Here is a 15,705-nt window from a genome sequence, read left to right on the forward strand (position 1 = left end):
ACAATATTTTCAATAAGCAAAAAGTTCTATTTTCAATAATTATGTATATTTTTTTAACATTTCACTTTTTATAAATTGCATTACGTCTTACATAATACATTATATTTCAATTTATATATAATGTAACTTACCAATATTCTTTTTAATCAGTGGAAAATTGACAGCTTTATACAAAACTTTACTTAAATATATAGATTAAATCTAAATTATATGTTAATATGATTATGTAAAAATTTATTTGGAGGTATCTAAAAAATGAAATTAAATTTAAGACCAGCTGAAGAATGCACATTTGATGCTGTATCTTTAGGTGAAGTAATGCTTCGTCTTGATCCAGGTGAAGGAAGAATTCGTACAGCAAGAAGCTTTAGAGCATGGGAAGGTGGCGGAGAATATAACGTTATCCGTGGTCTTCACAAGTGCTTCGGTATGAGAACTGCTGTTATCACATCTTTCGCTGATAACGAAGTAGGTCTTCTTATGAAGGACTTCATCGAACAGGGTGGTGTTGATACATCCCTTATCTGCTGGAAGAAGACAGATGGTATCGGTCGTCTTTGCAGAAATGGTCTCAACTTCACAGAAAGAGGATTCGGTATCCGTGGTGCCAAGGGTTGCTCAGATAGAGCTAACACAGCTATTTCTCAGGCTACTCCAGAAGATTTCGACTTTGATTACATCTTCAAGAACAAGAGCGATGGTGGCTTAGGTGTTCGTTGGTTACATACAGGTGGTATCTATGCTGCTCTTTCTGAACAGGCTTGTGAAACTGTTATTGCAGCTTGTAAGGCAGCTAAGAAGTATGGTACAATTGTATCTTACGATCTTAACTACAGACCATCTATGTGGGAAGCTATTGGCGGTTTAGCTAAGGCTCAGGAAGTTAATAAAGAAGTTGCTAAGTATGTTGACGTTATGATTGGTAACGAAGAAGACTTCACAGCTTGCCTTGGTTTCGAAATCGAAGGTAACGATGAGAACCTTAAGACTCTTAACCTTGATGGTTACAAGAAGATGATTAACGAAGCTGCTGCTACATACCCTAACTTCAAGGCTGTTGCTACAACTCTTCGTCAGGTTAAGACAGCTACAGTTAATGACTGGTCAGCAATCTGCTGGGCTGATGGTGAAATCTACAAAGCTGCTCAGTATGATGGACTTGAAATCATGGATAGAGTTGGTGGCGGAGATTCATTCGCTTCAGGTCTTGTATATGGTCTTATGACATTTGAAGACGCTGAAAAGGCTGTTAACTATGGTGCTGCTCATGGTGCATTAGCTATGACAACTCCTGGTGATACAACAATGGCTTCTCTTAAGGAAGTTGAAGGTATCGTTGGTGGAGCTGGTGCCAGAGTTCAGAGATAATTAAACATTGTTTTAGTTAATCCATTTAAACTTATGCTTTTAAGCATAAAAAGGAGGTATACAGAATTCCGTATACCTCCTTTTTCAGTTATATAACACAATAATTGAAATAAATCAGCTAATTAACACTATTTATCATATCAACCTACATTTTTCAACGCGAACAATGTAAATTTCTATGGAATTTTATCAAAAAGAAATATATAATAACGTAAGTATTAATTGTTAGAAGTGGAGATTACTATGAAGATTGCCGTATGTGATGATGACCAATACGAATTAGGTATAATAAGAGAACTTTTAGATAATTATGAAGCCTCATCTAATATCAGCTTCACAGTGAAATATTATAATAGCAGTGTCGAGCTTGCTTCTACTGCTGGATTTGAGAAGTTTGACATATATTTTCTTGACATTATTATGCCAGTAATGAACGGACTTGCACTCGCTAAGGAAATCCGTACCTTTGATAAAGCCGCACCTATAATATTCTTAACTTCATCTTCCGAATTTGCAGTAGACAGCTATGAAGTCAAGGCATTTAATTACCTGTTAAAGCCCGTGAACAAAGAACGCCTGTATACTACGCTTGATGATTTAATAGACTTCTTTAACATCGAACAGACAAACAACATAATTATTAAGAACAATTCAGGTATACACAAAATCCGTACAGCTGATATTGTCTATGCGGAAGCATTAAACCGCAAGGTAACTATTCATCTTAAAAATGGAGAACACATAACATCAACCGACGTATTCTCCTCAATATGTGATACACTTAGTATTCACAAAGAATTTACGCTTCCACACCGTTCATATATTGTAAATATGAACTACATAAGTACTATTATTAGTAATGAAATTCATCTGAGCAATAACAAAACAGTTCCATTGGCACAACGCCGTGTCGTTGAAATCAAGAAGCAGTATTTAACTTTCCAGATGGAAGAATAACAGGGGGCTATATGTATATTTCTACTTTATTAAATCTTATTAATTATATCTTTGTTCTTATCTTTGGCATTATTGTATCATTTTATTTTGCTGATATACGCTTGGAAGATAACCATAAGCTGTTTATATATACAACTCTCACATTTGCGTTATTTCAGGCTGTATGCTATCTGCTACTTGGTCAGAATGTGCTTTATAAAAGCTATCCTTTCCTTATACATATACCTTTAATTCTTGTCATAAAATTTGTCTGCCATAAGAATATATACATTTCATCAATTGCAGTTCTGTCGGCTTATCTTATGTGTACCCCAAGAAAATGGTTCGGCACTGCTGCCGCTTACATTTTCAAAGATATTCCTATGATATCAGATATTGTAACTATTATTATTACAATCCCACTTATATTTATTGTAATTAAATACATTTCTCCTTACATAATAAGGCTTAAGAACGAATCAAAGACCATTATATCAATGTTCTTTCTCCTGCCTCTTACTTATTATATTTTAGAGTACGCATTCACTGTATACACAGACCTGTTATACCGCGGAGAAGCTGTTGTTATAGAATTTATGGACAGCTTTATTGTCATACTCTATTTTATATTATCAACAGTTATACTGGCTCTGTTAAATAAGAAAAATACCGCCGAGCGTGAAAATATCATTCTCTTGTCCGCAGCTGCACAGGCAGAAAAAGAGATTGCCCAGTTATCGGACTATCAGAAACAGGCAGCTATATACCGCCACGACCTTCGACACCATATGAACTTTATACAAAGCTGTCTTAATGATAACAGCTACGCACAGGCACAGGATTATATCAGGGAGATATGTACCAGTCTTAACAACAGCCAAATAACAAGATACTGTGCTAATGAAGCTGTCAACCTTATATTATCTTCCTATATTGCCAAAGCTGACAAATATAATATCACCACACAAGTGTCAGTTACTGCCGCCAACCTTGCTGACTACAAGCCAACTGACCTTTGCAGTCTATTTGCAAATGCACTTGAAAATGCCATAAATGCCTGCAAGCTTGTACAGACAGCCAGGACATCTATTAATAATTCATATAGCAGCATATCCGACACTGCTTCTGACTACAATTCCGGCTGCACTTCTGACTACGGCGAGGTTAATTCAAACCGTATTATCACAGTAAAGGTGTTTGATAAAAACAATAAATTATGTATTAACATCACTAATACTTATGCTGTTGAACCTGTATTCGTTAATAATACTCCTGTATCGGATAAAGCCGGCCACGGTATTGGTATCAGAAGCATAATATCTGTGATTGAGAAATATAACGGTGTATATGATTTCTTTACTGAGGATGGAGTGTTTTATTTTCAGGCGTGTATATAAATATACACCACCATAAAAAGGACTGTCATTTATGGTGACAGTCCTTTTTCATTATATTAATTGGTTTTCAATAATTTATTTAATTTCTTATCAAAAGTTTTAATATCGTATCCCTTCATATACTAATAATTATATCTATATATATTATACCCACAAAATGCCTTTACAGCAACTACCAAATTAGTGAAATTATATTACTTTCAATATCTAAACATTAAATATTTACAAATCTAAATATATATAATATACTATGTATGTACAGAAAGGTGGTATTCTATGATTTCATACAAAAAATTATTTCTACTAATGGAAGAACAGGAAATCACAAAAGAAAAGCTAAAAAATAAAATCGGAATTTCCTCAGCAACTATGGCAAAACTCTCCAAAAATGAAGATGTTTCAATGTCAACAATTCAAAGTCTTTGCGATTTTTTTGACTGCCAGCCCGGTGCTATTCTGTCATATGAAAAAGAAATTGATAAAAATACTACTCTTTTCAGACTTCGTGAAGAAATGGAAATGAAACTAAAAGGGGGTCTATATCATCAGACCCAGATACGCATAGCTTATAATTCAAATCATATGGAAGGAAGCCGGTTGACAGAAGAACAGACACGAAGTATCTATGAAACCAAGACTATAGGTATTACTGATGGCGTTGAAAAAGTAGATGACATCATAGAAACTGTTAATCATTTCAGATGTTTTGATTATATTTTAAAAATTGCGGATAAAGAACTTTCCGAAGATATTATAAAACATATTCATCTCTTATTAAAAAGTGGAACAACGGATAGTCAAAAAGAATGGTTTGCAGTTGGCAATTATAAGAAACGCCCTAATGTCATTGGTGATATGATTGAAACAACACACCCTTCCAAAGTCCCCGCCGCTATCAAAAGTCTATTAAAAGACTATAGGGAAAACAGCAATATAACCTTTGAGGATATAATTGATTTTCATTATAAATTTGAAAAAATACACCCATTTCAGGACGGAAATGGACGTGTTGGCAGACTTATAATGTTTAAAGAATGTCTGAAAAATAACATCTGCCCTTTTATTATTGATGATACTATGAAAGATTATTATAGACGAGGCTTAAATGAATACAATGATGAAAAAGGTTATTTACTAGAAACCTGCCGTGCATCACAGGATGAATATAAGAAATTGTTGGAATATTTTGAATATATTTAAAAGAGCGATGTCATTAAATAGCATATAACATATACCCCTAGATTTTGAAACACTTTAAAATCTAGGGGTATATTATAAAATGCACTTGTTATTAATACATTTTTATTTGTGTACACTAATCATTCCACAAAGGCATTTTACGATAGTTATAACCGTCAAATAAGAAATGATATTCGCTTCCATCAGGATATACAACAATCCATTGCTGTGTCTTTGCAGTAATTTTTCCACTTGTTTTAGGATATCTTATCTGTATGCTTCTAAATCCATTTATAGCCTGTTTGAACTCTGGCGTGCTTTTAATGCTTTCATATAATGAATCACTATCTTCATAATGCCAATAGCTTTCCTGAAGATTTAATGTTCCGTCTGCTTTATATACAATATTATTATCAAAATTATTCTGACTAGCAGAATCTCCAACATATCCTATACTCATAAAATATTGTTTATTAAAATAAAAATTATCGCCATCATATTTAAACATATAATAATAATCTAATCCATCAGGATAAATATAATACTGTACATCTTTTGGAGAACCATTTTTTGAAACATTCTTACCTTTTTCTCCAACCAATGACCATCTTCCACTTACAGGTATCCCCTTCGATTGGGCTTTACTTATAAGCTGCTGAAACTGGCTGTTTGAACCTATCGCATTCTGAAACTCTTTCCAGCCTTTGTATGACTCCCAGTAGCTCTCCTGCAAATTCAAAGAACCGTCAGCATTGTATACAATATGGTCAGAAGACACATCCTGATTAACATTATTATCATCCGCAGCTACTCCTTCCTCATCATCTGAACCACTATTATCACTAGAAATGTATTGCTCTTGTGATTTATTATTAGATACATCATTATCATTTCCTGCTAATTGTGATTGTTCATCTGACTCCGAAGTCTCTTTCGATGCTTCTGTGTCATCTTTTTGTGCTATATCATTATCACTATTCTCTGCACTCTCATTATCTGTTGACACGGCTTTGTCATTATCTCCATTTTTATTAATGTTGCTTTTATCTATAGTGCTTTCTGTCAATACCTGACTGTCTGCTCTGCTTTCAATGGTCGCTCCTGCAGTATCTGAAGTATCTCTGTTTCCTTTATTTATAATATTGACAAGCACAGCAACAATTATAATAACAGCTATGACTAATATACTTATCATTAAATATACATATTTCTTATTATTATTCAAAAAATCCTTAAGTGTATTCATTCCATTTATTCTAATATACTTTCTTCATCTTACCATATTTAATAACGCCTGTTAAAGCGAATATGATACAAGCCACATATATGTATACATTATTACTGTCAGATGTTTGTGGTGTATCTACATTTTCATCTGTTGGTGCAGAAGTATCTGTAGAAGCATTTTCTGTATTACTCTCTGTTATCTGTGTATCCTGTTCTGTATCTTTAGAACCTGAACTAATATACTCAGGTGCTTTATTTGTCACAACATAACTTGAACAATGTTCCTGCTTTACTGTTATGTATCCTTCTTCATCAACTACTACTGTCTGTGTGTCTGCAAATGTATTATCGTTATTCATATATGAGTAATATAATGTCTTTCCTGCATACTGTGTTCCAACTGGTATACGGATACTTGCTGTTGCTGGAAGCTGTCCTGAATAATTAAACTTCACCTGTGACACGAAATTATCCTTTGTTACATATGATGGCATTGTGTCTGCATAAGCTGGATTAATCGTTGTCGAAAAGTCATATTCGTTCTTTCCATCAACACTCTTCATTGTTCCCTTTGCAAATGTAAATGTAACATTGTTATTAGATTTAATTACAATATCCTTATTCTCATTTTCCTTTAAAAGCTTTGTAAAGGTTTCATTGTCAACAACCTGTGTGTCCTTGTCTGTTGCATCATATGTATATGTGTTATCTGTTACATCATCAGTCTTATCATCTGTAACTTTGGTTAAATGAAGGACTGTCTTATCTATCATATAGTCAGGCATCATAATTACATTATTATTCCGCTCCTCGCCATCTGAAGCTTCATATTTAAGATTTATATAAATAAAATCAATATTATAGCTATTCCTCACTACTGCCTGAAATTTTCCATCATCACTTTTGCTATTATATAACTTGGTAAATTGTGCCTTCTGATATTTCTTTTCACCTGAGAAGCCTTTAAAGCTGATTGGCATAACTTCAAAAGCGCCAACAAAGCCACCGCCAATAACACCTTCCCCTTGCAGACACACTGCTTTTCTGTCAAATACAAGCTTTCCAGACTCGTCTCTGCTTAATTCATATGCATAAACATCTACTTCTTTAGCAGCATCTATACCATATGCCGACTTATCTGCATCAATTCTTAATGTACTGTCCTCATAGAAAATATTCATCTGTCGGCTGTCATCATCATCAAAATATCCAAAATATTCCTTAAATGCCGCCGAATCTTCTTTGTCCATTACATATTTGACACCATTTTTATTTACAGTATCATCATCTTCCCAATAATAAACTGGCTTATCTGTCACCTCTGCCGCATTAACGCTTACTTTTCCAGTCACACCACCAAATAATGTTGTTGCAACTACTGCTGTCGCTGCAATTACTTCTATGCAGCCTGTCAATTTCTTAAGCAACCTCATATTTTTCTCCTTTAAATGTAATTTAAGAATTTACTTATTATAAAATTTTCACATTTAATAAATTCCTGTTACATTTTACCCCCCCCCCCGGTATTTTTTTGTCAAGGGCTTTAATTGTGTAAATTCTTATTCAAACTTCCCGTTTTATGAAGCTCGGGAACTTACTTATTACGCAACAAATCATTTCTATTAATAACAGAACAGGCAGCATTCCCATAATGCCGCCTGTTCTGTTATTTTCTTATATCAACTTTTCTTTTCCTGATTGTAATCAGGTATATCAAACATTTTGTTTAATTCTTGTACCAATTACTCCACGCCCTTAAATATCACGTTTCTCACCGGATTAAGTGCGAATAAAAGCAACATTCCAATAACACCACACACTATGAATTCACTTGCTCCGATTGTCACAAAGAACATAGCAAATACGCCCTCTGAACCATAAGCATATCTTAATACAAATGGTACTATAAGTGTATTCGCAATAATCGGTGGTAATGGTGCAAGCCACTTATTCTTCCTTAACGCATAAGTTCCTATTGCACCAATAAGTGTCGCAATACTTCCAAATATTATATCCCATATAGCCGCACCGCCTAAGATGTTAGATAACAGACAACCTACGAACAATCCCGGTATCGCCGCTGGTGTAAAATATGGCAGAATTGTAAGTGCCTCTGCTATTCTGAACCGTATAGGTCCGAAGCTGCAATAGTTAAACATAATAACAAGCACAACATAAAGTGCCGCAATCACGGCCGCCTGTGTAATAAACGCAACCTTAAACTGTGCACTTTTAGTATTTCTATTACCGCTGTTATTTTTATTATTATTTTCAATAATATCTTTATTCTTATCCTCTTTACCTTGATTTAATGTATCCATTTTATTCTCCTTTAGTTTTGTTTTATGTGTGGAAGGTTTCGAACACACATTACTATAATCTCTGCATATATGAAACATATCACTGACACATTCCGTATAAACAGCATTCACAGACACATTATAAGACGGACAGAAATGTAAATATCTGCCCGCCTTAATCTTATATGTCACTATATTTATATGCTGTTATTCAGAGCCACGCAAAATCTGAAAGATACACAACTGCCTCTGAAAAACAATTAACACAATCCTTAAAATTTGTTAATTAGAGAGTTACACCCTGCTTAAAGATAGCTAAATCGTGGAAGCCAGCGATTTCAGCCTTTACCTTCTTACCAGAAGCAACATCTAATACAAGCTGGAAGAGTTCCTTAGCTGCATCTTCAAGTGGAAGGTCATCTGTTACAATTCTTCCTGCGTTGAAGTCTATCCAGTTGCTCTTATTGCCAGCAAGTCTTGAGTTAGTAGCAATCTTTACTGTAGGTACTGGTGATGCAAATGGTGTTCCACGTCCTGTTGTGAAAAGAACCATCTGTGCTCCTGCTGCTGCACAAGCTGTTGAAGCAACAAGGTCATTACCCGGTGCACTAAGAAGGTTAAGTCCCTTATCAGATACTCTTTCACCATAAGCTAATACACCCTTTACAAGTGATGAACCAGACTTCTGTGTACATCCAAGTGACTTATCTTCAAGTGTTGTGATACCACCATCCTTGTTTCCTGGTGATGGATTCTCATAGATTTCCTGACCATTCTTGATGAAGTATTCCTTAAAGTCATTGATAAGGTGAACTGTCTTCTCGAAAAGTTCCTTGTTAGCACATCTATTCATAAGGATAGTCTCTGCACCGAACATTTCTGGAACTTCTGTAAGGATAGTTGTACCACCCTTAGATACGAGCATATCTGAGAAAAGACCTACTGTTGGGTTAGCTGTGATACCTGATAAACCATCAGAACCACCGCACTTCATACCAACGATAAGATGCTTAGCACTAACCTTTTCTCTCTTAAATGTAGCAGCGTAAGACATAAGTTCCTTCATAATACCTTCAGCAGCTTCCTGCTCATTTTCTACATCCTGAACCTGTAAGAACTTAACTCTGTCTGGGTTAACTTCACCGATATAATCCTTAAGAACTTCAATACGGCTGTTCTCGCAACCAAGACCAAGTACAAGTACTGCACCAGCATTAGGATGGTTGATAAGGTCAGCAAGTACGTGTCTTGTATTCTCCTGATCCTCTGTTACCTGTGAACATCCGTATGGATGTGGGAAAGCAACAACTTCATCAACACCTTCTGGCTTGTTAGCTCTTGCTGTAGCTTCGATTGCTCTTGCTATTGAATTAACACAGCCAACTGTTGGGATAATCCATACTTCATTTCTTACACCAACTGTACCATTTTCACGCATATATCCTTCAAAGAACGCTTCCTCTGTTGGCTCAACGTCCTTATGTCCTTCTGGATTGTATGTGTATTCAAGAAGTTCACCGAGAGCTGTCTTTAAGTTGTGTGTATGAACCCAGCCACCAACTTCAATATCAGACTGTGCGAAACCGATTCTGAAACCATACTTTATAACTGCATCACCCTTCTTGATAGGCTTGATAACAAACTTATGTCCCTGAGGGATATCTTCTATTGTAGTAACTTCTGTACCAGCAACATTAAGTGTTGTGCCCTTAGCGATTGGCTTAAGAGCTACTGCAACATTATCATCTTTATTAATCTTAATAAAATCCTGCATAACTACCTCCTGTAATTAATATAATCTCTATGTATCATTAACCACGTACATCATAGAATTATGAAATTCAATGATTACATTCATATCATAACATTTTTATTATAACAATAAAAGGGTATAAATACACAATACCTCTTACATAACTTAAGGGCGGATGAAAAAGAACACCCGCCCTTATTAATGCTTTAAAATACGATATAAATCAATGCCGAAACTTATATTCAGCTAAGGCTTATAAATACTTTGCTGCAAACTGCCAACGCAATTATGCTAACTTTTCATCATCAAGAGCTAAATCGTTAACTACAGCTCTCATGCCTCTTTCTCTGATATCTGTAATATATCCTGTGATAACTTCTTCAAGGTCAAGAACCTTAGTAAGGTCTTCGCCACCGAAGAACTTAGTATTGCTTAAGTAAGCATGTGCGAATTCAGCTGGTGTCTTACCAGAGTTATCTCTGAAGAAATCAAGTACAGCCTTATCATCTGTGATGTTGTACTCTTCACCGTTTCTGTCACCCTTTAATACAATACCACCGTTGAACTCAGCTTCTGTCTGTGATGTATAGAAGCTCATAAGTGCTGCGATAGAGAATGTAAGGTACTTAGGAAGCTTGTTAAACTTCTTAACGTATCCTAAGAATGAAGGAAGACATCTAGCTTCCCACTTAGATACAGAGTTAAGTGAAATGCTTAATAATCTGTGATCTACGAATGGGTTAAGGAATCTGTCGATAACAGCCTTAGCGAATTCTTCACAATCTTCCTTAGAAAGTGAAAGTGTAGGAATAACTTCATTGTAAAGTGTTTCTTCCATATACTTTCTGATAACTGGATCCTTCATAGAGTTCTCTACGTTATCGTTACCAGCAAGGAATGATGCTAATACGAATGATGTATGTGAACCATTAAGGATTCTTACCTTTCTTTCCTTATATGGATGATGATCCTTTGTAAATACTACATTAAGTCCAGCTTCCTTGAATGGAAGTTCCTTCTCAAGCTGTTCAAGTGGAAGGTTAGAATCACTTTCTACAACCCAGAGACCGAATACCTCAGCTCTGTCGATAAGCTGATCTTCATAGCCCCACTCTTCGCAAAGCTTAGCAGCATCTTCTCTTGGATAACCTGGAACAATTCTATCAACAAGTGTTGGGCAGAATGAGCAGTAATTGTTAACCCAGTCCTTGAATCCATCTTCAAGACCCCAGAGTTCTATAAACTTCATAATGCACTTCTTTAATTCGATACCATTATCAGCGATAAGTTCGCAAGGAAGTAAGATAAGTCCCTTATCTGCTGCTCCGTTGAACTTCTGGTATCTCTTGTAAAGAAGCTGTGTAAGCTTACCAGGATATGTCTTAGGAGGACGAGCATTAGGATCGTTATCTGTCTCGTCAAATACGATACCTGCTTCTGTTGTATTAGAAACGATAAATCTAAGTGTTTCACTTGTACCATATTCAATGTACTTGTCATAGTCTTCGATAGCTGCTACAGCATCAACAACAGATGTAATCTGACGTGTGATTTCCTTAGGCTGTCCATCTACGAAACCTCTTAACTGAAGTGTGTACTGGCATTCCTGATCGTGGAATCTTTCAAGTGTACCAAACTCGATTGGCTTAACGATAACAACACCACCATTAAAATCTGTCTTTTCGTTAGTAACATCGAAGATATAATCTACGAATGCTCTAAGGAAGTTACCTTCACCAAACTGCATAACCTTTACAGGTCTGTCAACTGCATGTGTAATACTCTTGTTTAATCTCTGCATATTATTCCTCCATTCCGCCCACTTTAAGGGCATCTCAGCTCCACGCAGGGCGTAGACACTGACTATGAAATATCCCAGTGTTAATTAAAATATTAAGATATTCCATATTTAACATTATTGTAGCGCAGTATCACTCAGCTTTGCCGGACTACGCATTCTTAACCAGTAAATGGTATCCAAAGCGTATGTAAGCGCTTTCATTATCTTTCACAGATTATGATATACTCAAAAACATTTTTAGTCAATACTTATTTTTGTATACATTATTGTCTGTTAAATTTAATTATCAGTTATTGTTCTTCACTCATTACTAAACAATTGCACAACTCTTTAATGGTAATAATTAAGTACAATAAAAATACACTTTACATACTTGCTTTTATAATAATACCATTGTATAATCAGTTTATCAATATGTAAGTGCTTACATTAAGTGTTTTTTATGATATTTTACTACTTTTATAATTACACAATTCTGTTAATTATAATTATTCATCATAATTAATGGCCTAATGATCAACTGCACCTATATATTACATTAATGCAAGCGTTGTCCAGAGCTTACAAGAATGAGGTTAATTTATGAATATATATGATGTTTCCAATAAAGCAGGAGTATCTATTGCCACTGTTTCCCGTGTTCTTAATGGTAATGCCAAAGTATCATCAGCTACAAGAAACAAAGTATTAGATGCTATGAAAGAGCTTGATTATACACCAAATGTATTTGCAAGAGGCTTAGGACTTAATACAATGAAGACCATAGGTATAATGTGTATTGACTCCTCTGATATTTACCTTGCTAATGCTGTATATTATCTTGAACAGGAATTAAGAAAGCATGGTTATGACTCCATACTCTGCTGTACAGGTAAGGATTATACTAATAAGAAGAAATATCTTGAACTCCTGTTAAGCAAAAGAGTTGACGGCATAATACTTGCCGGTTCACAGTTTGTTGAGAATACCAATATCCACAATAATGATTACATAATTAATGCAGCTAAGGATATACCTATTGTCTTAGTGAATGGATACCTTGATGCACCTAATATATATTCTGTTATGTGCAATGATGAAATTGCCATATATAATGCAACTAACCTCTTGATTAATAATGGACATCGTAATATAGTCTACTTATACACAAGCAAGTCATACAGCGGTATGAACAAATATGCAGGATATATGAAAGCTTTGAAAGAAGCAGACATTTCGCTTCCTGAAGATTACAGACATCTATGTGGCAAGAACATTTCGCACGCCAAGGAATACCTTAATTATCTTTATAATAAAGGTATCGAATTTGATGCTGTTGTAACTTCTGATGATTCGCTTGCAGCAGGTGCAGTCAAATATGCACACTCCCACTCCATCAGTGTTCCTGATGAGCTGGAGATTATAGGGTTTAACAACTCGGTTCTTTCCATATGCACTGAACCAGAGCTTACATCTATTGACAGCCACGTTGAACAGCTTTCAACTAAAGCAGTAGATGTTCTTATGAAGGTATTGTGCGGTGAATCTGCTGATAAACACAGCATTATCACTGCTGATATTATAAAACGCAATACAACACATTTTTAATTCACAGGAGGATTATGTACTATGAAACAATTCATGGACAAAGACTTTTTACTTTCAACACCTACAGCACAGCACCTCTTCCACGACTATGCTGACAAGATGCCTATCGTTGATTATCACTGCCATATCAACCCTAAGGAAATCGCAGAAGACAGAAAGTTCGAGAACATTACACAGGTATGGCTCGGCGGTGACCACTATAAGTGGCGTCAGATGAGAACTAATGGTGTTGATGAGAAGTACATCACAGGTGATGCTACAGATCGTGAAAAGTTCCAGAAATGGGCTGAAACACTGGAGATGGCTATCGGTAATCCACTTTACCATTGGAGCCACCTTGAACTTCAGAGATATTTCGGTTACAACGGCATCTTAAATGGTGATACAGCCGAAGAAGTATGGAATCTTTGCAACGCTAAGTTACAGGAAGATTCTATGTCAGTTAGAAATCTTATAAAGCAGTCAAATGTTAAGTTAATCTGTACAACAGATGATCCAGTTGATTCACTTGAATGGCACAAGAAGCTTGCAGAAGATGATACATTTGATGTACAGGTACTCCCAGCCTGGAGACCTGACAAGGCTATGAACATCGAAAAGCCTGAATATCTTGACTACCTTAACACATTATCAGATGTAAGTGGAATTAAAGTTAACTCTTTTGCTTCTCTTATGGATGCTTTAAGAAACAGAATGCAGTTCTTTGATTCAATGGGATGCTCAGTATCTGACCATGCTCTTGAATATGTTATGTATAAGCCATACACAGATGAAGAAATCGAAGCTTTATTTGCTAAGAGATTATCTGGTAAAGCTATCACAACAGAAGAGATGAACAAGTTCAAGACAGCATTTATGGTATCTGTTGGTAAGGAATACAACAAGCTTAACTGGGTAATGCAGTTACATTATGGTACTATCCGTGATAACAACGTATTCAGATACAATCAGTTAGGTCCTGATACAGGCTTTGACTGCATCAACACTTATGACTGTTCAGCAGAGATGGCTCAGTTCCTTAACGCTCTTAACAGCACAGATGAACTTCCTAAGACTATCATCTACTCACTTAATCCATCAGTTAATGCTGCTATCGGTACTGTTATTGGATGTTTCCAGGATTCTAAGGCTGTTGGTAAGATCCAGCAGGGTTCAGCATGGTGGTTCAATGATCATAAGGTTGGTATGACTAACCAGATGACAAGTCTCGCTAACTTAAGCTTACTTGGCAACTTCATCGGTATGCTTACAGATTCAAGAAGCTTCTTATCTTATACAAGACATGAATACTTCAGAAGAATTATGTGTGAACTTATCGGTGGATGGGTTGAGAACGGTGAATACCCTAACGATGAGAAGGCTCTTAAGAAGATTGTTGAAGGCATCTCTTACAACAATGCAGTTCGTTACTTTGGTTTCGACTTATAAAATCAAGCACGGACAAATAGTATTATAGACATTCATTTGTTAATAATATTAAACTAAAATCCGCTGTATATTGAAATGTAAAATCAATATACAGCGGATTTTTATATCTTTAATCCTTAAGGCTCTTTGGCAAAAGCTGACAAAGACCACTTAGTAATTATTCTCTTTGTTTCATTATTTCTTATCTTTTCTTCTCATTGCAACTGGCTTTCTTGATACATTCTTCATCTCACTCTCATCAAGTGTATGCATCTTGCCATTGTAATCCATCTTATGCTTTGGCTTCTCTCCAACATATACCATAGATGAATTATCCCTGCTAAGCTTAGCTGAACACTCCGGACAAAATCTTCCGTATCTTATCTCTGCACCGCACATCTGGCACTTAATATACGAACCAGAACCATCTGGTATCTCAATACGGCCCTGATATAAGAACTTCTGTATAGTCTTAACGCTTACACCTGTTGCATCAGCTATTGTGACTGCATTCTGTGGTCCGTGCTTTTCAAGATAATCTCTTATCTTGCCAAATTCAGTAAATTCTTTATTACCACATTTAGGACATTCATATACCTCTCCATATGCATATATCATTCTCGTGCCACACTTAGGACATTCCTTAAGCATTGTATAATGTTCATCAAGTTCTGCCCTCATATTAATCTTCATCTTTTCATCGTCATTGATATGCTGTCTGTTGTCAACAACTCTTTTATTATTCTCCAA

At 35.6% G+C, this 15,705-nt stretch carries 12 protein-coding genes; 6 read left to right on the top strand and 6 right to left on the bottom strand.

What is annotated here, in order from left to right; all coding sequences use genetic code 11:
- Window positions 1-255 precede the first annotated feature (255 nt).
- The 4 genes from C7390_RS01730 (at window position 256) to C7390_RS01745 (ending at window position 4,901) form a co-directional block, all read left to right on the top strand.
- Window positions 256-1,368, top strand: a complete 1,113-nt coding sequence (locus C7390_RS01730) for a sugar kinase (protein ID WP_012739150.1) — start codon at window positions 256-258, stop codon at window positions 1,366-1,368.
- A 243-nt stretch (window positions 1,369-1,611) separates the two neighbouring features.
- The gene (locus C7390_RS01735) at window positions 1,612-2,325 is read left to right on the top strand and encodes a LytR/AlgR family response regulator transcription factor (protein ID WP_022502021.1); all 714 of its coding nucleotides are present in this window, start codon (window positions 1,612-1,614) and stop codon (window positions 2,323-2,325) included.
- Between the two features lie 11 nt (window positions 2,326-2,336).
- Complete coding sequence (locus C7390_RS01740) at window positions 2,337-3,701, top strand: sensor histidine kinase (RefSeq protein WP_116443495.1); 1,365 nt, start codon at window positions 2,337-2,339, stop codon at window positions 3,699-3,701.
- A 276-nt stretch (window positions 3,702-3,977) separates the two neighbouring features.
- A complete protein-coding gene (locus C7390_RS01745) occupies window positions 3,978-4,901 on the top strand; it encodes a Fic family protein (protein ID WP_022502023.1) in 924 nt (307 codons plus the stop codon).
- Window positions 4,902-5,016: 115 nt separating this feature from the next.
- On the opposite strand, the gene C7390_RS01750 is transcribed toward C7390_RS01745, so the two are convergent.
- The 5 genes from C7390_RS01750 to C7390_RS01770 all read right to left on the bottom strand — a co-directional run bounded on the left by C7390_RS01750 (window position 5,017) and on the right by C7390_RS01770 (window position 11,961).
- Window positions 5,017-6,126 carry a hypothetical protein gene (locus C7390_RS01750; RefSeq protein ID WP_090140664.1) on the bottom strand — a complete coding sequence of 370 codons (1,110 nt, stop codon included), beginning with the start codon at window positions 6,124-6,126 and terminating at the stop codon, window positions 5,017-5,019.
- A gap of 10 nt (window positions 6,127-6,136) precedes the next feature.
- On the bottom strand, window positions 6,137-7,540 hold the full coding sequence (locus C7390_RS01755) for a hypothetical protein (protein ID WP_116443496.1): 1,404 nt from the start codon (window positions 7,538-7,540) through the stop codon (window positions 6,137-6,139).
- Between the two features lie 309 nt (window positions 7,541-7,849).
- Window positions 7,850-8,428, bottom strand: coding sequence for a QueT transporter family protein (locus C7390_RS01760; protein ID WP_116443497.1), 579 nt, complete (start codon window positions 8,426-8,428; stop codon window positions 7,850-7,852).
- A 265-nt stretch (window positions 8,429-8,693) separates the two neighbouring features.
- Window positions 8,694-10,181 (bottom strand): UxaA family hydrolase, encoded by a 1,488-nt coding sequence (locus C7390_RS01765; RefSeq protein ID WP_022502025.1) that lies wholly within the window; start codon window positions 10,179-10,181, stop codon window positions 8,694-8,696.
- 265 nt (window positions 10,182-10,446) lie between these two features.
- Window positions 10,447-11,961, bottom strand: a complete 1,515-nt coding sequence (locus C7390_RS01770) for a tagaturonate reductase (protein WP_022502026.1) — start codon at window positions 11,959-11,961, stop codon at window positions 10,447-10,449.
- A gap of 582 nt (window positions 11,962-12,543) precedes the next feature.
- Between C7390_RS01770 and C7390_RS01775 the strand changes: the two genes are divergently transcribed.
- Both C7390_RS01775 and uxaC read left to right on the top strand, forming a co-directional pair.
- Complete coding sequence (locus C7390_RS01775; protein ID WP_022502027.1) at window positions 12,544-13,548, top strand: LacI family DNA-binding transcriptional regulator; 1,005 nt, start codon at window positions 12,544-12,546, stop codon at window positions 13,546-13,548.
- A 21-nt stretch (window positions 13,549-13,569) separates the two neighbouring features.
- On the top strand, window positions 13,570-14,976 hold the full coding sequence (gene uxaC / locus C7390_RS01780; protein WP_116443498.1) for a glucuronate isomerase: 1,407 nt from the start codon (window positions 13,570-13,572) through the stop codon (window positions 14,974-14,976).
- A gap of 174 nt (window positions 14,977-15,150) precedes the next feature.
- On the opposite strand, the gene C7390_RS01785 is transcribed toward uxaC, so the two are convergent.
- Entirely contained in the window at window positions 15,151-15,705 is a 555-nt protein-coding gene (locus C7390_RS01785; RefSeq protein ID WP_090140673.1) for a hypothetical protein, read from the bottom strand.

This window comes from Bacteroides galacturonicus (genome assembly GCF_003096855.1).
GTDB classification, from domain to species: domain Bacteria; phylum Bacillota; class Clostridia; order Lachnospirales; family Lachnospiraceae; genus Lachnospira; species Lachnospira rogosae.